Source organism: Cellulomonas sp. Leaf334, from assembly GCF_001424195.1.
Lineage (GTDB): Bacteria > Actinomycetota > Actinomycetes > Actinomycetales > Cellulomonadaceae > Cellulomonas.
Map to the genome: position 1 here is coordinate 301,632 of NZ_LMOO01000006.1, position 22,608 is coordinate 324,239.

Here is a 22,608-nt window from a genome sequence, read left to right on the forward strand (position 1 = left end):
GGCCCTTCGTCATGCCTCCGGGTCCCGCAGGGGTGCGGCGTTCCCCACGAACGCCGTGACCTCGGCGCCGTGCAGCAGGCGAGCGGGCGCGGGGAGGCTGCGGACGGCGCGGGCGAGGGGCGGCGAGCCCAGGAGGTCGAGGTCGTCGGTGGCCACCAGGACGACGTTGCCGTAGCCGCGGCCGCGCAGGAGCCCCGGCTCCGCGATGACGGCCACGTCGGCGAACGCGTCCCGGAGCGTGGCGCCCTCCGCCTTCGCACCCGCGAGCGGCGGTCGGTCGGCACAGTTGACGAGGTAGACGCCGCCGGGGCGGAGCACCCGCACGACCTGCGCGACCATCTCCCGCGTGCGGACGTGGTCGGGGGTGACGTCGCCGGCGAAGACGTCGCGGACGACCACGTCCGCGGACGCGTCGGGCAGCCTCGACAGCTCCGCCCGGGCGTCGCCCGCCCGGATCCGCAGCGCGGGGGAGCGCGGCAGGTCGAACCAGCCCCGCACCAGCTCCGGCAGCGCGGTGTCCAGCTCGACCGCCAGCTGCCGTGACCCGGGGCGCGTCGCGTCGACCGCGCGTGCCAGGGCGCACCCTGCCGCGCCGAGGTGGACGACGTCCAGCGGTCCGCCGGTGTCGCCGAGCCGGTCGATGACGGCCGCCATCTGCTGCATGTACTCGAACACGAGCCGGGTCGGGTCGACCAGGTCGACGTACGAGCTCGGCACGCCGTTGACCAGGACGGTGACACCGTCGGGATCGTCGAGGTCGCGGACCAGCTCGACGGTGCCGGTCGGGATCGCCACCGGGCCGGTGGGCCAGAGCCCGCGGGCCGGGGTGCGTGTGGGTGGTCGGTGCGAGTCTGGGCTGCGTCGGGCGGGACGGTCGCGGGCAGCCATGGCTCCCACGCTACGGCGCGGGCGGGAGGCTTGACGCCATCGAACACCTGTTCGATACTGGTGGGACGGAGTTCACAGCGGAGAGAGGGGCCGGCGAGATGCGCCAGCAGACCGAGCAGCACGACTCGACCGCGGCACCCCTGCCCGCGCGTGTCGGCGAGCTGCTCGGCCGTGCCGACGCCGAGCTGGTGGCCGCGCAGTTCTCGTCCGAGCCGTGGGAGCAGCTCTCGCACGCGCACCTCGCTGCCCTGCGCGCCGGGGCCGCGGTGGTCGCCGCCCGGGGGACGCCGTCCGGACGCCGGGCGCCGCGCACCGTCTGGAGCATGCTCGGCGTGGTCGCCCCGGAGCTGGGCTCCTGGTCGACGTACTTCGCGGAGTCCGCGGCCCTGCGCGCGGCGGTGGACGCCGGACGGTTCGAGCTCGTCGGTCCGGCGCGGGCCGAGGAGGCGGTGTGCGCGGCGGAGGACTTCGTCGACGCGGCACGCGATCTCGTGCACGGCGGCGCGGGCGCTGTCGTCGGGCGGACGCTGAGCATGCGCGTCCAGCGGGCGTCATGAGCACCGACGACGGACCACGTGGGTCGGACGACCCCGCGACGCCATGAACCGTGCACCCCGGTCGGCACGGACCGAGCAGGACCGCGGTCACGAGGAGGCCGGCTGCTCGATCCTGCACGTCGACCTGGACGCTTTCGTCGCCTCGGTGGAGCTCGCTCGCCGGCCGCAGCTGCGTGGGCTGCCGGTCGTCGTCGGCAGCGCCACCGGTGTCGTCGTCGCGGCGACGTACGAGGCGAGGGCGTTCGGCGTGCACCCGGAGACACCGATGGCGACGGCGTTGCTGCAGTGCCCGCAGGCCGTGGTTGTCCCGCCGGACCACCACGCGTACCGCGAGGTGTCCGCGGGCGTCATGAGGGTCCTCGGGGACGTCACCGCACTGGTCGAGCAGGTCGGTGTCGACGGGGCCTTCCTGGACGTGGCGGGAGCGCGCCGCCGATGGGGACCACCCACCGTCATCGCCGACCTGATCCGTCGACAGGTCCGGGAGCAGTTCGGCCTCACCTGCTCCGTCGGGATCGGATCGACCAAGCTCGTCGCCCGGCTCGCGTCCGGTCGTGCCAAACCTGACGGCGTCCTCCTGGTCCCTCGCGCGGCGACCGTCGACTTCCTGCGGGACCTGCCCGTCGGGGCGCTCTTGAGCGTGGGTGAAAAGGCGGAGACCGCTCTGGCGGGTCGGGGGATCAGGACGGTCGCGGAGCTGGCCGACGCCGACGTGTCCGTCGTCCAGCACGCGGTGGGTCGGGTGGCGGGCGCGCACCTGGTCGACCTGGCGTGGGGGAGGGACCCGCGGCCGGTCAGCCCGGGTCGCGACGTGGGGTCGATCGACGCTGAGGAGTCCTTCGGGACGCCGGTGGCGGACCTCGCCGCGGTGGAGGAGAAGGCCCATGAGCTGGCGGACCGGTGCGCGGTCCGGTTGCGTGCGAACGGCCTGGTCAGCCGCACGATCACCGTGAAGATCCGCACCACCGACCGGCGCACGCTCACCCGGTCGCGCAGTCTCGTGACGCCGACGGACATCGGTCGGGAGCTGTTCCTCGCGGCCCGCGGACTGGTGGCCGGCGTCGACCTGCGGGGTGCGCACGTCCGGCTCGTCGGGGTGCGCGCCGACGGGTTGTCCCGCGCGCCGACGAGCATCCGGCAGCCCACGCCCGACGAGGCGTCGGACGTGCCTGTGCGGGCCTGGTGGGACGCGGAACGCGCCCTGGGCGAGCTGGACGAGGGGTTCGAGAGTGGTCCGATCGGGGCCGGAGCCTCTCAGCCAGGTGGAGTATCCTCCCGCTCGACTACCACCATCGTTCCGGCGGATCTATCCTGAGCCGGAAGACAGGTCCACATAGCTGACAACGGGGGTCAGGATGCCTCTCTCCGAGTACGAGCAGCGCGTGCTCGAGCAGATGGAACGGCAGTTGACCTCTGACGATCCTCGGCTCGCGAACACGCTGACCCAGCGCGGGCACCGCCCGTTCGGCCGGTACGTCATCGCGGGAGTCGGTGCGTCCGTCGGTCTGCTCCTTCTCGTGCTCGGCGCCGCGAACAGCCTTCCGTGGCTCGGTGTCATCGGCTTCGTCGTGATGTTCGCTGCCGTGGCCTTCGCGTTCGCCGCACCGCACCGCTCGTCGGGTCACCGGTCCGGGCCGCGCGGGGTCGTGCAGAGCGACGGTCAGGTCAAGCCGACGACGCCGTCGGCCCGTCAGAAGTCGAGCTTCATGTCTCGTCTCGAGGAGCGCTGGGAACGGCGCCGCGGCGAGAGCGGTCGCTGAGCAGGGTCTCGACCCCGCTCATCATCTCGTCGACCCACCCGGCCAGGACGGCGGGGTCCACCTCAGGCTGGACCCGCGCGTAGCGCTCGCGCTCGACGGTCCTGGCCAACGACTCCAGCGCCTCGGCGGACGTCCCGGTCAGCGGGGCTCCTGCCGCCTGCCGCAGCTGCTCGTGCACCGACGCGACGACGGTGCGCGGTGAGTCGGCATCCGTCCAGGTGACGCCTCGGGAACCGAGCCGCCGTCGGGCGCGCAGCCACGCACGCTCGGGTGTCAGGTCGGCGCGCAGCATGCTGCGGCGCCGGACGAGCGCCAGACCGAGCGAGGCGACGGCGAGCACGATCGCGACCGTGATCGCGACCGGCAGCCAGCCCTGCTCCTCGTCCTGCGTGCCGGTCGAGGACGACTGTCCTCCCGGAGCGCTCGTCGACGTGGCGCTGGATGCCGGCAGCGGGATGGCCTCGTCTGGCCGGCTGTCGGGCGCGGACACGCCGGTGAACGGGTCGGCCCAGCGCGGGGGTGCGCTCGTCTGCACGGCGGGGGTGGGCTCGAACCGGACCCATCCGTAGTCCTCGAAGTACAGCTCCGGCCACGCGTGGGACCGCTGGCCGGAGACGACGTAGCTGCCGTTGCGGTCGGACTCGCCGGGCAGGAACCCGACGGCGACGCGGGCGGGGATGTCGAGCGTCCGAGCCATGATCGCCATCGAGGTGGCGAACTGCACGCAGTACCCGCGGGTGGACTGCAGGAAGTCCCAGACGGCGTCGTCGGACCGGGACGGTGCCACGCGGGTGTCGTACGTGAAGTTCGTCCCGGCGCGGAAGAACGTCTGGAGCGCCATCGCCTGCTCGTACGGGGTCGTGGCATCGGCGGTGATCTCTTGCGCCGCCTCGGCGACGTCCTCCGAGTGGCTGGTGCTGGACACCTCGAGCGACAGTCCGTCGTCGCCGGGGTCGCCCACCTCGGCGTCCGCGAGGTCCTCCTTCGTGAGCGACGGGATCTCGACCTGCATCCCGTACGTCATGCCGTCGAACGTGCCGCGCCGGCCGACCACCTCGTCGCGGACGGGGTCGTACTCCCACCCGCCGCTGACGTCGACGGTGCGCGGGAAGGTGCTCAGGGGCAGACGGCGTTCGCGCAGGTTGGCGACCTCCACCTGGACGTTCGCGAGCGAGCCGCGCTGCGCGTCGGGTGCCGATCCCCGGATCTCCGGGTCGGACGCGAGGAGCGTCGCGGGATCCCACGACGTCAGCTCGAGCGAGTCGGCGCGATCCCAGGAGTTGCCGTCGAACGTGGTGAGCGTGAAGGCGCGCAGCGGCCCGACGTCGTTGGCCGAGACCGCCGGGGCGGTCGATGCGCTGGGCGAGGGGGCGGGGTCCGCCTGCGGGTCGGCCTCGACCGGCGTGACGGAGTAGCGCAGCACGACCTGCCCCGACCGGGTGCCCAGGCTCTCGCGCAGGTCGAGGTCGTCGCTCAGGGACATGGGTCCGACGGGACCGGTGCCGAAGCTGGGCATGCTCATGGTCGCCCAGCCGGGGAACGCGGCGACCGCTGGTCCGGCGATGAGCGTGGCCACGATCAGGGACACCGAGCAGAGCACCGCGACGCCGGCCCGTCGCCCCCGGTCGCTGTGCGCCGACGGGGGCGCGGCGCTGAGGGCGAGCAGGAGCAGGTAGAACAGGCTGGTCCAGGCGATCGACCAGCCGCTCGCGGGGAAGCCGAGGATGATCGCGGGGGTCCACAGGGCGGCGAACGCGAGGCCGGACAGCGCCGGCGTGCCGAGACCGATCGCGAGGAGGTCGGCCAGCAGGAAGACCGCGACGGCGCCGACGACGACCAGGAGCTCGGTGGGGCGCACGCCGACCATCGGCACCAGGGACGCGTTGATGACCGTGACACCCTCGCGCGCGGTCGCCAGGGTCCGGTCCAGCGAGTCCGCGTCGGGCAGCACCTGGAGGCGCCCGGGAGGAGCTCCGTACCGGACGAGGACGATGCCGGCGGAGACGATCGTGCCGGCGAGCGTGGGGGCCCACCAGGAGCGGGTCACGGCGCGGACGCCGATCACGACGGCGGCGACGACGAGGACGACCAGCCAGGTCGCGACGAGCCAGCCGCCGCGCACGATCAGGCCGGTGAGCGCGAACAGGCTCGCGCAGGTCGCGGCGGCGCACAGGGCCGACCCGAGGGCGGACCGGGGGCCGCGGGGGATGCGTTGCACGCGGCCGGTCACTGGGCCGACCCCAGGAGGCGCAACCAGCAGTCGACGACCGGTTCGCCGGGTGTCACCCGGCACGCCCGCCAGCCGGCGCGGCGCAGCGCCTTGATGGTGTGCTCGGCCTCCGCCTCCTGCGCCGGGGTGTCGGCGCGGACGACGGCCCAGGCGAGGGCGTTGTCGGCGACGTGGGCGAGAGCGGCCCGTGCCGAGGCTCCGAGCGGTCCCAGCACCGCGAGGACGATCTCGCCGCCTGCCTCCGTGGTGTGCAGGAGGTGCGCGGCTGAGACCAGCGCGGCCTCGCCCTGGACGGCCGAGCGGGGCGCCTCGAGGTCGATGGTGCGGTCGAGCAGGGCGCTGCGTGCGCCGGGGCCGGAGCGGTCGTGGACGAAGCCGAGCGGGGACGCCGCTGCGGTCCCACCGCTGACCAGGCGGACGGGGTGCCCGCCGTCGAGCATGGCCAGCGACATGGACGCGGCCAGGGAGATCGACCACTCCAGGCTCGTCGCGCGGGCAGGCAGGTCCAGGAGCACCGAGACGGGGCGCATCCCGGCGCGCTCGTCGGACCGGACCATGAGGGCGCCCTTGCGGGCGCTGCTGCTCCAGTGCACGCGGCGCAGGTCGTCACCCTCGCGGTAGTCGCGCAGGGAGGCGTCGTCGGTCGACGGGCTCCGCGCACCCAGGGCGACGCGGTCGGGCTCGCCGACCAGCACGTCGCTCGGGGTGGGCAGCGGGACGACCGCCGGCCACACCGAGACCTCGGCCTGCTCGCCGAGGGTCGCGGAGGTGCGCACGACGCCGAACGGGTCGCCACGGGTCACGACGAGCGGACCCAGGGGCCAGCGACCGCGGCGGGCGGCCTGCACCGAGTACGTCACGGTGACGCGACGCGGGGCACGGGTCACCCGCGCACGCAGCGGCCGGCCGCCGGACAGCTCGGTGGCCGCCTGCTCCGCGAACTTCAGCCCGGCCAGCCGGACGCGGGCGGCGGGGTCGGTCGCCGTGATCACGACCTCGATCTGCGCCTCCTCACCCGCGTGGACGGGGTTCGGGACGGCGTGCCGCAGCACGCTGAGCCGGTGCTTGCCCCGGCCCGGGTCGAGCACCCCGACGGCGACGGCCGCGCCCACGACGAGCAGCAGCGCGAGCGTGCCGATGCGGACCAGGTCGACCGCCCCGAGCACGACGCCGAGCTGCAGCGCGACGATGCCCGCGATCCCGAGGGCGAGACCGCGAGGCGTCGGACGAAGGCGCATCAGCCGATCGCGCGACGCGAGCGCGCGGTGGCCGCCGCGGACGGGAGCGGGACCCTGTCGAGGATGTCGGTGACGATGTCGGAGGTGCTGCGCCCGGACAGGCGGGACTCGGTGCTGGGCAGGAGCCGGTGGGCGAGCACGGGCACGCCGAGCTGCTGGACGTCGTCGGGCAGCACGTGGTCGCGACCGTCCATCGCGGCCAGCGCCTTGGCGGCCCGCAGCAGCTGGATCGCCGCTCGGGGGGACGCACCGAGACGCAGGCCCGGGTCCTCGCGGGTCGCGGTCACCAGGTCGACCACGTACCTCTTGATGCCCGGTGCTGCGAAGAGCCGGCGTGTGGTCTCGATGAGCTCCTTGACCTGCGCGGCGTCCGTCACCGGTCGCAGGGTGTCGAGCGGGTCGGAGGTCTCCTGCAGGTCGAGCATGTCGAGCTCGGACTCGATGCTCGGGTAGCCCACCGTCAGGCGAGCCATGAACCGGTCCCGCTGCGCCTCGGGCAGAGGGTAGGTGCCCTCCATCTCGACGGGGTTCTGCGTGGCGACGACCAGGAACGGCCGCGGCAGCGGGTAGGTGCGGCCGTCGACGGTGGCCTGCGCCTCCTGCATGCACTCGAGCAGCGCCGACTGCGTCTTGGGCGACGCGCGGTTGATCTCGTCGCCGATGACGACGTGCGCGAAGACGGGCCCGGGCCGGAACTCGAACTCGTGCGTCTGCGACCGGAAGATGTTGACGCCGGTGAGGTCCGACGGCAGCAGGTCGGGCGTGAACTGGATCCGCCCGACGGTGCAGTCGATCGTCTTGGCGAGCGCCTTGGCGAGCGTGGTCTTCCCGACCCCGGGCACGTCCTCCAGGAGCAGGTGCCCCTCGGCGAGCAGCACGGCGACGGTGACCCGGACGAGCTCGGGTCGGCCGGTGACGACGCCCTCCACGGCCGTGCGCATCCGGTGGGTGGTGTCGACGACGTCCTCGAGCTCGCTCGAGGACGGGACGGCCTGCAGCATGACGCCTCCTTTGGCGGATCTGGGTCCGATCGTAAAGGGCGGGCGGCAGGAGTTCATCGCCCATCGGACCCCCACTTCGCTCCACCACCCGCGCGGCCCAGCCGCAGACGCCCGCGAAACGTGGGGGATTCGTCCGATCGCTCCTGGATCTGGCCTCTGAACTGCGGTTCGACACGCCCCGGTGCGTGGCGTTCACGGAATCTCCCTCCACTCTGCACCACCGCTGTGACCTGCAGTTATAGCCCTACGATCGGGTGAATAGTGGATCCTTCCGGTTGCTGGTGGAGGGAAGTGGAGTAGCGTGGAGGCACGTGGTGAGGAGGGGAAAACCCGCACCTGAGGGAGTACCGAGGAACCGGAGGGAGGCGGGGTGACGCATGAGTCGTCCGCCGGCGTCTTCGGCTCCTTCGCGCCCTTCCTGGGCACGTACACCCCGCGTCTCGACGAGAAGGGCCGGCTCATCCTCCCGGCCAAGTTCCGCGGTCAGCTCGCCCCGGGTCTGGTCATGACCCGCGGCCAGGAGCGCTGCCTCTTCCTGCTCCCGATGCAGGAGTTCCAGCGCATGCACGACCAGCTCCGGCAGGCCCCCGTGACCAGCCGTCAGGCTCGCGACTACCTCCGCGTCTTCCTGTCCGGTGCCAGTGACGAGCTGCCCGACAAGCAGGGACGCATCTCCATCCCGCCGATGCTCCGCAAGTACGCGGGGCTGGAGCGCGACGTCGCCGTCATCGGCACCGGTACCCGGGTCGAGATCTGGGACCTCACCGCGTGGGAGACGTACCTGGCCGAGCAGGAGGCCGGGTACGCCGACACCGCGGAGGAGGTCTTCCCGAACGGCCCGTTCTAGAGAGCAGACCCCGCACGCACCGCCCGGCAAGACCTCCTCCCGAAACTCTGGCGCACTTCCCCGGCGCCAGAGGGTCGGTGGGGGATCTGGTCGGACGGCGGAGGGGCCGCCTGACCACATCCGTGCCACCTGGGGAGGGGAGCAGCGATGAATGACGACACGACCGGCCAGCCGTCGGACGCAGCCTCCCGGCACACCCCGGTGCTGCTGCAGCGCTGCCTCGACCTGCTGGCGCCGGCGTTCGACGTCGAGAACCCCGTGATGGTGGACTCGACGCTCGGCATGGGCGGCCACACCGAGGGCGTCCTGCAGGCGTTCCCGCACGTCCGGGTCGTCGGCCTGGACCGCGACACGCAGGCGCTCGAGCTCGCCGGCCGGCGGCTGGCGCCGTTCGGTGACCGCTTCACCGGCGTGCACGCCGTCTACGACGAGATCAACGACGTGCTCGACCGGCTGGGCATCAGGGCTGGCGTCCAGGGCGTGCTCATGGACCTCGGCGTCTCGTCGCTGCAGCTCGACGAGCGCGACCGCGGCTTCTCCTACTCGGCCGACGCGCCCCTCGACATGCGCATGGACGCCACGACCGGGCAGACCGCGGCGGACGTGCTCAACACCTACGACGAGCGCGAGCTCGCCCGGATCCTGCGCGTCTACGGCGAGGAGCGGTTCGCGCCGCGGATCGCCCGGGCGATCGTCGCGCAGCGAGCACGGCGACCGTTGGAACGCACCGGTGAGCTGGTGAGCATCGTGCGCGCCAACATCCCCGCGGCGACGCGCAAGACCGGCGGCAACCCGGCCAAGCGCACGTTCCAGGCGTTGCGGATCGAGGTGAACGGCGAGATCGAGGTGCTGGAGCGCGCGCTGCCGCAGTCGATCGAGGCGCTCGCCGTGGGCGGCCGGATCGTCGTCGAGGCGTACCACTCGCTGGAGGACCGCGCGGTGAAGCGGGCGCTCGCGGTCGGAGCGACGTCCAGCGCACCCCCGGACCTGCCCGTCGAACCCGAGACGCACGCGCCGTTCCTGCGCCTCGTCACCCGCGGTGCCGAGGAGGCCGACGAGGCCGAGCTCGCGCACAACCCGCGGTCGCAGTCGGTCCGGCTCCGCGCCGCCGAGCGCGTCCGTCCCACGCCCGACCACCTCACGCCACGCCAGACCGGAAGGAGGGCAGCATGAGCGCCCAGACCGCTGCCCGAGCAACTGCCTACCCGGCACCGTCCCGCCCGCGCCCGACGACGGCGCCTGCGGCCGCACCCCGACTTCGGGTCGTCCGCGCGCCGGAGCACGCCCGGACGCGAGTGCCGTTCATCCTTGCCTGCATGGCCGTCCTCGCCGGAGCGCTCCTGTCCGCGCTCCTCCTCAACACCTCGATGGCGGCCAGCGCGTACGCCGAGTACGACCTGTCCAACGAGCTCGGGCGGCTGAACCAGGACCAGCAGGACCTGACGGCGCAGCTCGACGCCAAGGCGTCGCCGACCCAGCTCGCCGCGGCGGCCACCGCGCTCGGCATGGTCCCGACGAACGGCACCGGCTGGCTCCGGCTGTCGGACGGCAGCGTGCAGGGCGTGCCGGAGCCGGCGGGAGCCGGGGGATGACGACACCGGTCGCGCGCCCGCGCGCGCGCACCGAGCAGACGCGACGTCCGGCGGCGGGCAACCGCACGACCGGGACGACGGTCCCGCGTCAGCGCGCCACGGCCGGTCCGCGGACGGTCGTGGTGCCCCCTGCGCGTCCCGGCAACGGGACGCCACCGGCCGGGCCCGTCCAACCGGGTTCGCGCGGCCGGATGGCGTTCCTCGCCGCCCTGGTCATCGTGGCGCTCGCCGTGTTCGGCGGGCGCCTGGTGTACGTCCAGGGACTGCGCGGAGCAGCGATCGCCGAGGAGGCACGCAACTCCCGGCTGAGCCCGATCAACCTGATCGGCAGCCGCGGCGAGATCACGGACGCGAACGGGGTCCCGCTGGCGACGTCGGTCGAGCGGTACAACATCTCGGTCAACCAGGTGCTCGTCGCGAAGTTCAAGGGCACCGAGAACCCGCCCGTGCCGGACGGTGCGGCGGGCGTCGCCGCGATCCTCGCGCCGCTGCTGGACATGAACCCCGCCGAGCTCGGCGGTGCGCTCGTGGGCGACCGGGGGTTCGTGTACATCCGCAAGGACGTGCTGCCGGACAGAGCGCGCGAGATCCGCAAGCTGGGTCTCAGCGGCGTCAACGTCGACCGCGTCGCGGAGCGGGTGTACCCGAACAGCACACTGGCGGGCAACGTCATCGGCTTCGTGAACTCCAGCGGTGTCGGGCTCGCCGGGCTCGAGGCGTCGCTGGACGAGCGGCTCACGGGCACCCCCGGCCAGGAGATCTACGAGCGCGGGCGCAAGGGCCAGGCGATCCCCGGCGGCTACTCCGAGATCACGCCGGCGACGCAGGGCGACACCGTCCAGCTCACGCTGCTGTCCGACGTGCAGTGGAAGGCCCAGTCGGCGCTCGACGCGCAGGTCGCGGCCACCGGCTCGTCGTCGGGCTCGCTGATCGTCACGGACGTCAAGACGGGCGAGGTCTATGCGATCGCCGACTCCGGCTCCGTGGACCCGAACCATCCCGGCGAGGCGTCGGGCTCGCTGTCCAGCGCCGTCTCGGACGTGTTCGAGCCGGGGTCGACGGGCAAGGTCATCACGATGGCCGCCATCCTCGACAACAAGATCGCCGACCCGCTCTCGCAGTGGGAGGTCCCGTACACGTACTCGCCCGACGGGAAGGAGACGTTCAAGGACTCGCACGAGCACGGCCTCCTGCGGCTCACCACCACCGGGGTGCTCGCGGAGTCCTCGAACACCGGCACGGTGATGATCGGTCAGCACCTGCCGGTCCAGACGCGCTACGACTACCTGGCGAAGTTCGGTTTCGGTGCACAGACCGGGATCGAGATGTCGGGGGAGTCGAAGGGCATCCTGCACCCGGTCGACAGCTGGCAGCGACGGGACAAGTTCGCCGTCCTGTTCGGCCAGGCCGTATCGGTGACCGCGCTGCAGGCCACGCAGGTCTTCGCGACGATCGCGAACGGCGGCGTCCGCGTGCAGCCGCACATCGTCAAGGGCTGGACGTCGCCGGACGGCACCTACACCCCGGCGCCCGCGGCGGCGTCGACGCAGGTCGTCTCGCCGGAGACCGCCAAGACGGTCCTCACGATGATGCAGAGCGTGGTCGACGACGGGACCGGCTCCAACGCGGCCATCCCCGGCTACCAGGTGGCCGGCAAGACCGGGACGGCGCAGAACTGGGTGGGCGGTGTGCAGGGCATCACGGCGTCGTTCATCGGCGTCGCGCCGGCCGACGACCCCCGCATCGCCGTCGCCGTCATCCTGCACAACCCGAGGACCTCGGTCTACGGCGGCACGGTCGCGGCGCCGGTGTTCAGCGACGTGGCGGGCTACACGCTCAGCGAGCTCGGCGTGGCGCCGTCGGGTACCACGGGGACGCTCTTCCCGACGACGTGGTGACCGAGCCGCAACGGGCGTGGCGGAGCGGCGCGCGGGGTAGATTCTCCCCATGACGACCCCCGCTCGGATGCGTCCGCTGCATCCCGCGGCCCACCTGGTCGCCGACCTCGTCTCGACGTTCGGCCTGGTCACGCGGGGTGCACCGCTCCCGGCCGACGCCGTGCTGACCGGCGTGAGCCTGGCCAGCGGCGACGTGGTCCCCGGTGACGTGTTCGTCGCGGTCACGGGCTTCACCGTGCACGGCGCCGCGTACGCCCCGCAGGCGGTCGACGCGGGGGCTGTGGCGGTCCTCACGGACGAGGCCGGCGCCGCTCTGCTGGAGGGCTCGGCCCTGGACCGGCGGGTGCCCGTCCTGGTCGCCGACGACCCGCGGGCGATCGCGGGGCCGGTCGCCGCGTGGGCGCACGACGCCCCGGGCGAGCGTCTGGTCGCGGTCGGCGTCACGGGCACCAACGGCAAGACCACCACCGCCTACTTCCTCGACGCCGCGCTGCGCGCCGCGCACCCGACGACCGCCGTGCTCGGCACCGTCGAGCTGCGCATCGGCGAGGACGCGGTGGAGAGCCCGCGGACCACGGTCGAGGCACCCGCCCTGCAGGCGATCCTCGCGCTGGCGGTCGAGCGGGGTGCGACGGCGCTCGCCATGGAGGTCTCCTCGCACGCGCTCGCGCTCGGCCGGGTCGGTGGGCTGACGTTCGACGTCGTCGGCTTCACCAACCTGCAGCGGGACCACCTCGACTTCCACGGCGACATGGAGGGCTACTTCCGGGACAAGTCCCGGCTGTTCGCCACCGGTCAGGCACGGCGCGGTGTGGTGGTGGTGGACGACGAGTGGGGCCGCCGGCTGGTGGCAGAGTCGCCGATCCCGGTGGAGTCCGTCGCGACGCACGTCGGCGCTCCCGAGGGTGCGGACGCCGACTGGGCGGTCACCGCTGCGGACATCGGCCTCGACGGCGTCGGGTCGACCTTCACCCTGCGGGGACCGGACGGCGCCTTGCACACCGCCGCGAGCCCGCTGCCGGGCAAGGTCAACGTGTCGAACGCGGCGCTGGCCGTCGTGCTCGCGCACGCGGCCGGGGTGGACCTCGACGTGGCGATCGCGGCGGTGGCCGGCGCGCACGAGATCCCGGGCCGGATGGAGCGGGTCATCGAGCGCGGCGACGGCCTCCCGCTCGCGATCGTCGACTACGCGCACACTCCCGACGCGCTCGTCCTCGCCCTCGACGCGGTCCGCCCGATCACCCCCGGCCGGCTCGTCCTCGTCTTCGGCTCCGACGGCGACCGCGACCAGGGCAAGCGCCCGATCATGGGCGAGATCGCCGCCCGGCTCGCGGACGTGATCGTCGTCACCGACGAGAATCCTCGTTCCGAGGAGCCGGCGGCCATCAGATCCGCCATCCTCGACGGTGTCCGGTCGGTGCGGCCGGACCTGGTCGACGTGCACGAGGCCACGAGCCGCGCGCAGGCCATCCGCGACGCCCTCGACCTCGCCTCCGAGCAGGACACCGTGATCATCACGGGCAAGGGGCACGAGCCGACACAGGAGATCGCCGGCGTGTTCCACCGCTACAACGACCGCGACGTGCTGACCGCAGCGCGCACCAGCCGGCGGGAGCAGCACGCGTGATCGCCCTGACGGCGGCCGAGATCGCGGCCGCGACCGGGGGTGTGCTGCGCGGCGCCGCGGCCACCGAGCCCGCGCTCGTCGTGAGCGGACCCGTCGTGGTCGACTCGCGTGACGACGTCACCGGGGGCCTGTTCGTCGCACTGCCCGGGGAGCACGTGGACGGTCACGACTACGCCGCCGTGGCGGTCGCCGGCGGGGCCGCGCTCGTGCTCGCCGCCCGCGACGTCGTCGGGGCGGGTGGTGACGTGCTGCCGAGCGTCGTCGTGGCCGACGTCGAGAAGGCCCTCGGCGACCTGGCGCGCGCGGTGCTGGAGCGTCTGCGCGAGGTCGCGCTCGAGCCCGGTGGCAGCGACCTGCGGGTCGTCGGCATCACCGGGTCGGTCGGCAAGACGACGACGAAGGACCTGCTCGCCCAGCTGTGCGGGAGCGTCGGGCCGACGATCGCGCCGGTCCGCTCGTTCAACAACGAGATCGGTCTGCCGCTGACGGTGCTGCGCGCCGACGAGTCGACCCGCTTCCTCGTGCTCGAGATGGGCGCCAGCGGCCCGGGGCACCTCACGTACCTCACCGACATCGCGCCGCCGGACGTCGCGGTGGTCCTGATCGTCGGCCACGCGCACCTCGGCGGCTTCGGCGGCATCGACGCGGTCGCGGTCGCGAAGGCCGAGATCGTGCAGGGTCTGGTCGCGGACGGCGTGGCCGTGCTCAACGCGGACGACCCGCGCGTGTCCGCGATGGCCTCGCTCGCACCCGGAGACGTCGTGACGTTCGGCGCCGCACCGGACGCGACGGTCGGTGTGCGCGACGTGCGGCTCGACCGGACGGGGCGGGCGACGTTCACGCTCGTGCAGCGCGGCGAGGCCGAGCGCACCGTCGAGGTGTCGTTGCGACTGGTCGGCGAGCACCACGTGCACAACGCCCTCGGGGCCGCGGCCGCCGCGCTCGCCGTCGGGCTCGACCTGGACGAGGTGGCAGCCGGGCTCAGCGCCGCGGACGCCCTGAGCCCGCACCGCATGCACGTGGTCGACCGGTCCGACGGCGTCACCGTCGTCGACGACTCCTACAACGCCAACCCGGACTCCATGCGGGCCGCGCTCAAGGCGCTGGCCGTCCTGGCCGGGCGGGACCGACGCTCGATCGCGGTCCTCGGCGAGATGCTCGAGCTGGGTCCCGACGCGCGCGAGGCCCACGACGCCATCGGGCGGCTCTGCGTCCGGCTGAACATCGGCCTGACCATCGTGGTCGGCGAGGGCGCGCGGGCCATCCGCGACGGCGCGAACCATGAGGGGTCGTGGGGTGACGAGGTCGTGCTCGCGGACGACCTCGCCGTCGCGACGGCCTTCCTGGAGAGCGAGCTGCGGCCCGGTGACGTGGTGCTCGTGAAGTCGTCGTACGGCGCCGGGCTGTGGAAGCTGGGCGACACCCTCGTCGAGGGGGACGTCCGATGAGGGCGGTCCTGATCTCCGGTGGGCTCGCGATGCTCATCGCGCTGCTGGGTACCCCCCTGTTCATCCGGTTCCTGGTCCACAAGCAGTACGGCCAGTTCATCCGGCAGGACGGGCCGACGGCGCACTTCACCAAGCGCGGCACCCCGACCATGGGCGGCGTCGTCATCATCGGTGCGACGTTGCTCGGGTGGGTCGGTGGCCTGATCGTCACGGGGACGCCGCCGAGCGCGTCGGCCGTGCTGGTCCTCTTCCTCATGACCGGCCTCGGGGTCGTCGGATTCCTCGACGACTTCATCAAGATCTCGCGGCAGCGCAGCCTCGGCCTCAACGCCCGCTGGAAGATCGTCGGCCAGGGGATCGTCGGCATCACGTTCGCGGTCGCGGCGCTGCAGTTCCCGAACGCCCAGTTCCGGACGCCGGCCTCGACCCGGATCTCGTTCGTCCGGGACACCAACATCGACCTCGCGTTCTGGGGCGTGACGGTCGGCACGATCCTGTTCGTCGTCTGGGCCAACTTCCTCATCACCGCCTGGTCGAACGCGGTGAACCTCACCGACGGACTCGACGGCCTGGCCACGGGCGTCTCGCTCATCGTGTTCGGCGCCTACGTCATCGTCGGTGTCTGGCAGTTCAACCAGAGCTGCCAGTTCCTCGCCAGCGCCGGACCCGGCTGCTACGAGACGCGCGACCCGATGGACCTCGCGGTCGTCGCCGCGGCCATCACCGGGGCGTGCTTCGGGTTCCTGTGGTGGAACGCCAGCCCGGCCAAGATCTTCATGGGAGACACCGGCTCGCTCGCGCTCGGCGGGGCGCTCGCCGGTCTGTCGATCCTGTCCCGCACCGAGATCCTCGCCGCGATCATCGGTGGGCTGTTCGTGCTCGTCGTCCTCTCGGACGTCATCCAGATCGGCTTCTTCAAGATGACCGGGAAACGGGTCTTCAAGATGGCACCGCTGCACCACCACTTCGAGCTGTCGGGGTGGGGCGAGGTGACCATCGTGATCCGGTTCTGGATCATCGCCGGGCTGTTCGTCGCGCTCGGCGTCGGGATCTTCTACGCCGAGTGGGTGGCCGGGTAGGTGGGCTCGCTCGTGCTGGAGGGCGCCCTCGTGGTCGTCGCCGGGCTCGGGGTCTCCGGTCGTGCCGCGGCCGAGGTGCTGGCGTCCCGCGGCGCGCGCGTGGTGCCCGTCGACGACCACGCGGACGACGTCATCGGCTCAGCGGAGCTGCTCGAGGGGACCGTGCTGGACCGGGCGGACCTCGTCGTCGCGTCACCAGGTCTGGCGCCGCACCACCCGCTGCTCGCCGCCGCCCGCGAGCACGACGTGCCGGTGTGGAGCGAGGTCGAGCTCGCCTGGCACGTGCGCGTCGACCGCGCGGCCGGTGGCGGGCCGGCGCCGTGGCTCGCGGTGACGGGGACCAACGGCAAGACCACCACCGTCGGCATGCTGGAGTCGATCCTGCGCGCGGCCGGGGAGAACGCCGTGGCGGTCGGCAACGTCGGCACCCCCGTCGTGCTCGCGGCCATCGACCCGACTCTCGACGTGCTCGCCGTGGAGCTGTCGAGCTTCCAGCTGCACCACACGTCCTCGATGTCCGCCCAGGCGGCCGCCGTCCTCAACGTCGCACCCGACCACCTCGACTGGCACGGGTCCCTGGACGCCTACGCCGCGGACAAGGGCCGCATCTTCGAGCGCGCCCAGGTGGCGTGCGTGTACAACCTCGCCGACCCCGCCACCGAGGACCTGGTCCGGGAGGCGGACGTCGTCGACGGCTGCGTCGCCGTCGGGTTCACGATCGGCACGCCGCTGGTCGGGCAGGTCGGCCTCGTCGAGGACGTGCTGGTCGACCGCGGGTTCGCGCGCCTGCGGCACACGCACGCGGCCGAGCTGGGCACGCTCGACGACCTGACGCAGCTGGCCGGGCCGGACGGCACCGTGCCGCCGCACGTCGTGGCGAACGCGCTCGCCGCTGCCGCGCTCGCCCTCGCGCACGGCGTCGCGCCGGCGGCGGTCCGCGAGGGCCTGCGCGCCTACGGACCGGGGGAGCACCGCCTCGCCACGGTCGCCGTGGTGGACGGCGCCGCGTACGTGGACGACTCCAAGGCGACGAACGCGCACGCGGCCGCCGCGGCCCTCGGGGCGTTCCCGGCCGGCAGCGTCGTGTGGATCGCGGGCGGCCTGGCCAAGGGCGCACAGTTCGACGAGCTCGTCGCAGCCCGGCACGACCGCCTGCGCGGGGTGGTGCTGATCGGTGTCGACCGGGGACCGTTGCGTGACGCGCTGGCCCGACACGCACCCGAGGTCCCCGTGGTCGAGGTCGACGCCGGTGAGACTGGCTCGGTGATGACCCGTGCCGTGGACGAGGCCAGCCGGCTCGCCGTCGACCCCGGCGCGTCGGCCTCGGTCACCGTGCTGCTCGCCCCCGCCTGCGCGTCGATGGACCAGTTCACGTCGTACGCCGCGCGGGGCGAGGCGTTCGCCGACGCCGTGCGTGCGCTCGGCGGGGACGAGTGACGCGTCGGGAGGGGGAGCGATGACGACGACCACCCCCCGCCCCAGCCCGCGTCGGCCGGCGGAGCCCGCACCTCCCAGCAGCTCCTTGCTCGGGCAGTGGAACAGTGCGGTCACCAGCTACTACGTGCTCCTCGGCGCGACGGCGCTCCTGCTCGTCATCGGCCTGGTGATGGTCCTGTCCAGCTCGAGCGTGGAGTCGCTCGACGACGGGGACTCTCCCTACGCGGTGTTCTTCGACCAGGCGAAGTACGCGCTCATCGGCCTGCCCCTGCTGTTCGGGCTGTCCCGGGCGCCCGTGCGGTTCTTCCAGGCGATCGCCTGGCCGGCGCTGGCGTTCGGGATCGTGTTCCAGCTCGCGGTCTTCACACCGCTGGGTTGCGGCGGCGAGGGGGGCAACAACAACTGGGTGTGCCTGCCGGGCTTCTCCGCACAGCCGTCGGAGACCATCAAGCTCGCGCTCGCCATCTGGCTGGGCGCCGTCCTGACCCGCAAGCTGCACCTGCTGCGCGAGTGGAAGCACGCCCTGATCCCCGCGGTGCCGGTGGCCGGCATCGCGATCCTCGTCGTCCTCGCCGGGCACGACCTCGGGACCGCGCTGGTACTCATCCTGCTGGTCGCGGGCGCGCTGTTCGTCGCCGGGGTGCCGATGCGGATGTTCGGCCTCGCCGCGCTGCTCGCGGGCGGACTGACGTTCCTGCTCACCGTCAGCAGCACGAACCGCAAGGACCGGATCATGTCCTGGCTCTCGGACGAGTGCGACGCCGCGTCGTCGTGCTACCAGACGTTGCACGGTGGCTGGGGACTGGCCAGCGGCGGCTGGGGCGGGCTGGGCCTCGGGGAGAGCCGGGAGAAGTGGTCCTACCTGCCGGCTGCCCACAACGACTTCATCTTCGCGATCCTCGGTGAGGAGCTCGGACTCATCGGCACGCTGCTCGTCCTCGGCCTGTTCGGGCTGCTCGCGTTCGCGATGATCCGCGTGATCCGCCGGCACCCCGACCCGTTCGTCCAGATCACCACCGGCGCGATCCTGTGCTGGATCATCGGCCAGGCGCTGGTCAACGTCGCCGTCGTCATCGGTCTGGCGCCGGTGATCGGCATCCCGCTCCCGCTGGTCTCAGCGGGTGGCTCGGCGCTGATCATGACGATGGCCGCGCTCGGCGTGCTCATCTCGTTCGCACGCTCGGAACCGGGTGCGGCGGAGGCTCTCGCTGCTCGGCCCGGCGTGGTCCGGCGGTCGCTCGCCGTGATCGGGCGGTCCCGTGGCTGAGGCTCACCCGACCCCTTCGGTGCTGCTGGCGGGCGGCGGGACCGCGGGTCACGTCAACCCGCTGCTCGCCGTGGCCGACGAGCTCCTACGACGCCACCCGAACGCCCGGCTGACGGTGCTCGGCACCGCCGAGGGCCTCGAGTCCCGTCTCGTCCCGGAGCACGGCCTCCCGCTGGCCGTCGTCCCACGCGTCCCGCTGCCGCGCCGGCCCACGCTCGACTGGTTCCGCCTGCCGGCGCGCCTGCGGGACGCGGTCCGCGCTGCGGGAGCGGCGATCGACGACTCCGGGGCACAGGTGGTCGTGGGCTTCGGCGGCTACGTCGCGACCCCCGCCTACCTCGCGGCCCGTCGCCGGGGGATCCCTGTCGTCATCCACGAGCAGAACGCGCGCCCGGGACTCGCCAACCGGCTGGGGGCCCGGTGGGCGCGCTCGGTCGCCGTGACGTTCCCGGGCACGGCGCTGCGCGGTGCCCAGGTCACCGGCCTCCCGCTGCGCGCGCCGATCGCACAGCTCGTCGAGCAGCGACTCGACGACCGCGCGGGGACGCGCGCCGCCGCCGCCGCGGAGCTCGGCCTCGACCCTGCCCTCCCGACGCTCCTGGTGTCCGGCGGGTCGCTCGGCGCCGTGAGCGTCAACACCGCGGTGGCGGGTGCCGCGGCGGACCTGCTGGCGGCGGGCGTCCAGGTGCTGCACCTGACGGGCGCCGGCAAGTCCGACGCCGTCCGGACCGCGCTGGTCGGGGTGCCCGGGGCCGAGCGGTACCACGTGCGGGAGTACCTGACCGAGATGCAGCTGGCGCTCGCCGTCGCGGACGTCGTGATCGGGCGCTCCGGCGCCGGCACGGTGTGCGAGCAGGCGGCCCTCGGCATCCCCGCCGTCTACGTCCCGCTGCCCGTCGGCAACGGCGAGCAGCGGCTGAACGCCGCGGCCGTGGTCGCGGCCGGTGGTGGCGTCCTGGTCGACGACGCCGACCTCGACCCCGACTGGATCCGCGCACACCTGCCGGTCCTGCTGGTCGGCGACGCCGCGGCGGAGACGCGGGAGCGCATGGGCCGCGCGGCCGCCGGCGTCGGAGTCCGGAACGCCGCCGCCCGGGTGGCCAGGCTGGTCGAGAAGGAGCTGCCATGACGGCCGGGCTGCGCCCGACCGACCTCGGCCGGGTCCACCTCGTCGGCGTCGGTGGTGCGGGGATGTCCGCGATCGCCGCCCTGCTCGCCGCCCGGGGCGTCCCGGTCAGCGGGTCCGACGCGGCCGACGGCCCGGCGCTGCCGGCGCTGCGGGAGGCGGGTGTCGACGTGCACGTCGGTCATGACGCCTCGCTCGTCGACGACGTCGACACCGTCGTGATCTCGTCGGCCGTCCGGGAGTCCAACCCGGAGCTCGCCCGCGCCCGTGGTCGCGGCCTGCGGGTGCTGCACCGCTCGGAGGCACTGGCCTCGCTCATGGTCGACCGGGACGCGGTCGCGGTGGCCGGCGCCCACGGCAAGACCACCACGTCGGCGATGATCGCCACCGTGCTCCTGCACGCGGGCGCCGACCCGTCGTTCGCGATCGGCGGCACTGTGCTCTCCGCCGACGGGCCGCTCGGCGGTGGCCGCGACGGGGCCGGGCCGGCATTCGTGGCGGAGGCCGACGAGTCCGACGGCTCGTTCCTCGCGTACGCGCCCCTGGTCGCGGTCGTCACGAACGTCGAGCCGGACCACCTCGACCACTACGGGTCCGCCGAGGCGTTCGAGGACGTCTTCGTCCGGTTCACCGAGCGCATCCGGCCCGGAGGCACGCTCGTCGTCTGTGCCGACGACGCGGGGGCTGCGCGGCTCGTCGACCGCGTCCGCGACCCGCTCGCGGCACGCGAGGTCACGGTGGTCACCTACGGCGTCGCGCCGGACGCCGACGTCCGGGTGGGCGAGCTGTACCCCGACGCCGGCCGCTGGGCGTTCGAGCTCACCGCCAGCGACGTGACGACCACGGTCCGGCTCGCGTTCCCGGGCGCGCACAACGCGCTGAACGCCGCGGCCGCCTGGGCCACCGCGCGGCGCCTCGGGGTGCCGGACGCCGCGGACGGCCTCGCGGCGTTCCGTGGGACCGGGCGGCGCTTCGAGGACCGCGGGACCGTCGGTGGCGTCCGCGTCGTCGACGACTACTCGCACCACCCGACGGAGGTCGCGGCGCTGCTGCGCGGCGCACGCTCGGTCGTCGGCGACGGCCGGGTCGTCGCCCTGTTCCAGCCGCACCTGTACTCGCGCACCCGTACGTTCGCCGTCGAGTTCGGAGCCGCGCTCGACCTCGCGGACGTCGTCGTGGTCACCGACGTGTACGCCGCGCGCGAGGACCCGGACCCGTCGGTCACCGGGGCCCTCCTCGTGGACAACGTCCCCACGCCCGGCAAGGCGTCCTTCGTGCCCGACCGGTTCGACGCGGCCCGTTCCGCCGCTGCCGCGGCACGCCCCGGCGACCTCGTGCTCACGGTCGGTGCCGGTGACGTGACCCTGCTCGCCTCGGTCGTGCTCGACGCGCTCGCCGGCCGCGAGCGACCGGGCGCATGAGCCCGTCCCGTCCGGCCGGCCCGCGCAACCCGGCCCCGGGCCGGTCGGCCGCACCGCGTCGCAGCGCGCCCCCGTCGGCCCCGACCCCCGCCGCCAGGCCGGTGCCCCGCGGCAAGCCGGTCACGGCGCCGACGCCCACCGTGCCGCAGGAGGAGCCGGCGCCCTTCAGCCGCGCCGTCACGACGTACAGCGCGGGCGGGGCGCGCCGATACTCCGGCCCGGTCGCGCCACCCGTGGTGTCCACCAGCTCGGAGGCGCGGTTCGCCGAGCGGTCGCGTGCCCGCCGCAACCTGGCGCGGCGCCAGCTCCTGCTCGTCTCCGGCTCCACGGTCGTGGTCGGCGCGCTCGGGTGGCTGCTGTTTTTCTCCCCGGTGCTCGCTCTGGACCCGGCGCAGGTGCACATCGAGGGCGCGGGCACGGTGGTCGCGGTCGACCAGGTGCTGGAGGTCGTCGGCGCGCACGCCACGACGCCGCTGCCGCGACTGGACACGGTCGGGCTGCGCGACGAGGTGCTGGAGGTGCCGGGTGTCCGGGAGGCGCGGGTCACCCGCGAGTGGCCGCAGGGCGTCGCCGTGGTGCTCGTCGCCCGCGAGCCGGTGGCCGCGGTCCCCGAGCAGCCGGCCACGGCGATGCCGGGGCAGGCGGGGTTCGCGCTCCTCGACATGGACGGTGTCCAGGTGGGTCGGGTCGATGCCGCACCCGAGGGGCTGCCCGTGGTCGACGTGCCGGTGGGGGACAAGCGGACGCTGGGGGCCGTGCTGAGCGTGCTCCAGCAGCTGCCCGCGGACCTGCTCGCCCAGGTGGGTGACGTCTCGGCCCGCACCCAGGACACGGTGACCATGAAGCTGCGCGACGGGGTGCAGGTGGACTGGGGGAGTGCCGGCGAGACGCCGCTGAAGATCGCGGTGCTCTCGGCGCTGCGGGCGTCACCGGCGGCCGCCGGGGCCACCGTGATCGACGTGTCCGCACCCCGGCTGCCCATCACCAGGTGAGCAGTCGGGCGAGTTTCGTCGACAACTGCCGACACGCGCGGCGCGGTCGTTGATCGAGGTGCGGGTGGCACCTAGCGTCACGCACTGACAACGCACCTGACATAACTATAACCCTCAAGTAGAGGGTGAAGGTTTCACCCCGACGCTCGTCCGCCGCCGTGCGGGACGCGGACGGACCCCGTGGCCCCGGCCGCGACCGG

At 73.6% G+C, this 22,608-nt stretch carries 19 protein-coding genes; 15 read left to right on the plus strand and 4 right to left on the minus strand.

The annotated features are described in order from the left end of the window. Window positions 1-9: 9 nt before the first annotated feature. Window positions 10-888: a spermidine synthase gene (locus ASF78_RS15995; RefSeq protein WP_056591536.1), complete on the minus strand. Its 879-nt coding sequence runs from the start codon at window positions 886-888 to the stop codon at window positions 10-12. A 98-nt stretch (window positions 889-986) separates the two neighbouring features. Here ASF78_RS15995 and ASF78_RS16000 point away from each other — a divergent pair, with 98 nt between their 5' ends. The 3 genes from ASF78_RS16000 to ASF78_RS16010 are packed head-to-tail and all read left to right on the plus strand — an operon-like array spanning window position 987 to window position 3,205. Further along, a complete protein-coding gene (locus ASF78_RS16000) occupies window positions 987-1,445 on the plus strand; it encodes an SAV_6107 family HEPN domain-containing protein (protein ID WP_056591539.1) in 459 nt (152 codons plus the stop codon). A 43-nt stretch (window positions 1,446-1,488) separates the two neighbouring features. After that, window positions 1,489-2,760, plus strand: coding sequence for a DNA polymerase IV (locus tag ASF78_RS16005; RefSeq protein ID WP_056591542.1), 1,272 nt, complete (start codon window positions 1,489-1,491; stop codon window positions 2,758-2,760). Between the two features lie 40 nt (window positions 2,761-2,800). After that, complete coding sequence (locus tag ASF78_RS16010) at window positions 2,801-3,205, plus strand: DUF3040 domain-containing protein (protein ID WP_056591545.1); 405 nt, start codon at window positions 2,801-2,803, stop codon at window positions 3,203-3,205. Here the strand turns inward: ASF78_RS16010 and ASF78_RS16015 are convergent. From ASF78_RS16015 to ASF78_RS16025, 3 genes are read right to left on the minus strand one after another with little or no spacing between them, the layout of a single operon-like run. Then, complete coding sequence (locus ASF78_RS16015; protein WP_156374196.1) at window positions 3,150-5,423, minus strand: DUF3488 and transglutaminase-like domain-containing protein; 2,274 nt, start codon at window positions 5,421-5,423, stop codon at window positions 3,150-3,152. The two genes, ASF78_RS16010 and ASF78_RS16015, sit on opposite strands and share 56 nt — an antisense overlap. A gap of 8 nt (window positions 5,424-5,431) precedes the next feature. Beyond that, window positions 5,432-6,673, minus strand: coding sequence for a DUF58 domain-containing protein (locus tag ASF78_RS16020; RefSeq protein ID WP_056591551.1), 1,242 nt, complete (start codon window positions 6,671-6,673; stop codon window positions 5,432-5,434). Next, the gene (locus ASF78_RS16025; protein ID WP_056591557.1) at window positions 6,673-7,674 is read right to left on the minus strand and encodes a MoxR family ATPase; all 1,002 of its coding nucleotides are present in this window, start codon (window positions 7,672-7,674) and stop codon (window positions 6,673-6,675) included. The genes ASF78_RS16020 and ASF78_RS16025 overlap by 1 nt, the downstream gene beginning before the upstream one ends. Window positions 7,675-8,044: 370 nt before the next feature. On the opposite strand from ASF78_RS16025, the gene mraZ reads away from it, so the two are divergent. The 12 genes from mraZ (at window position 8,045) to ASF78_RS16085 (ending at window position 22,408) form a co-directional block, all read left to right on the plus strand. Then, window positions 8,045-8,521 (plus strand): division/cell wall cluster transcriptional repressor MraZ, encoded by a 477-nt coding sequence (gene mraZ, locus ASF78_RS16030; protein WP_055921977.1) that lies wholly within the window; start codon window positions 8,045-8,047, stop codon window positions 8,519-8,521. 147 nt (window positions 8,522-8,668) lie between these two features. Further along, window positions 8,669-9,694, plus strand: coding sequence for a 16S rRNA (cytosine(1402)-N(4))-methyltransferase RsmH (rsmH, locus tag ASF78_RS16035; RefSeq protein ID WP_056591559.1), 1,026 nt, complete (start codon window positions 8,669-8,671; stop codon window positions 9,692-9,694). Then, the gene (locus tag ASF78_RS16040; protein WP_056591562.1) at window positions 9,691-10,113 is read left to right on the plus strand and encodes a hypothetical protein; all 423 of its coding nucleotides are present in this window, start codon (window positions 9,691-9,693) and stop codon (window positions 10,111-10,113) included. The genes rsmH and ASF78_RS16040 overlap by 4 nt, the downstream gene beginning before the upstream one ends. Further along, entirely contained in the window at window positions 10,110-12,011 is a 1,902-nt protein-coding gene (locus ASF78_RS16045) for a penicillin-binding protein 2 (RefSeq protein ID WP_235518632.1), read from the plus strand. The genes ASF78_RS16040 and ASF78_RS16045 overlap by 4 nt, the downstream gene beginning before the upstream one ends. A 49-nt stretch (window positions 12,012-12,060) precedes the next feature. Then, entirely contained in the window at window positions 12,061-13,638 is a 1,578-nt protein-coding gene (locus ASF78_RS16050; RefSeq protein ID WP_056591565.1) for a UDP-N-acetylmuramoyl-L-alanyl-D-glutamate--2,6-diaminopimelate ligase, read from the plus strand. Next, complete coding sequence (gene murF / locus ASF78_RS16055) at window positions 13,635-15,086, plus strand: UDP-N-acetylmuramoyl-tripeptide--D-alanyl-D-alanine ligase (protein WP_056591567.1); 1,452 nt, start codon at window positions 13,635-13,637, stop codon at window positions 15,084-15,086. Before ASF78_RS16050 ends, murF begins: the two co-directional genes overlap by 4 nt. Continuing rightward, window positions 15,083-16,165, plus strand: coding sequence for a phospho-N-acetylmuramoyl-pentapeptide-transferase (gene mraY, locus ASF78_RS16060; protein WP_056591570.1), 1,083 nt, complete (start codon window positions 15,083-15,085; stop codon window positions 16,163-16,165). Before murF ends, mraY begins: the two co-directional genes overlap by 4 nt. Then, a complete protein-coding gene (gene murD, locus ASF78_RS16065) occupies window positions 16,166-17,602 on the plus strand; it encodes a UDP-N-acetylmuramoyl-L-alanine--D-glutamate ligase (protein ID WP_056591573.1) in 1,437 nt (478 codons plus the stop codon). It begins immediately after the preceding gene. 19 nt (window positions 17,603-17,621) lie between these two features. Next, window positions 17,622-18,869, plus strand: a complete 1,248-nt coding sequence (gene ftsW, locus ASF78_RS16070; RefSeq protein ID WP_056591576.1) for a putative lipid II flippase FtsW — start codon at window positions 17,622-17,624, stop codon at window positions 18,867-18,869. Then, complete coding sequence (gene murG / locus ASF78_RS16075; RefSeq protein ID WP_056591579.1) at window positions 18,862-19,998, plus strand: undecaprenyldiphospho-muramoylpentapeptide beta-N-acetylglucosaminyltransferase; 1,137 nt, start codon at window positions 18,862-18,864, stop codon at window positions 19,996-19,998. Before ftsW ends, murG begins: the two co-directional genes overlap by 8 nt. Then, window positions 19,995-21,416, plus strand: a complete 1,422-nt coding sequence (gene murC / locus ASF78_RS16080; protein WP_056591582.1) for a UDP-N-acetylmuramate--L-alanine ligase — start codon at window positions 19,995-19,997, stop codon at window positions 21,414-21,416. The genes murG and murC overlap by 4 nt, the downstream gene beginning before the upstream one ends. Further along, on the plus strand, window positions 21,413-22,408 hold the full coding sequence (locus ASF78_RS16085; RefSeq protein ID WP_082495125.1) for a cell division protein FtsQ/DivIB: 996 nt from the start codon (window positions 21,413-21,415) through the stop codon (window positions 22,406-22,408). Before murC ends, ASF78_RS16085 begins: the two co-directional genes overlap by 4 nt. The last annotated feature ends 200 nt before the right edge of the window (window positions 22,409-22,608 follow it).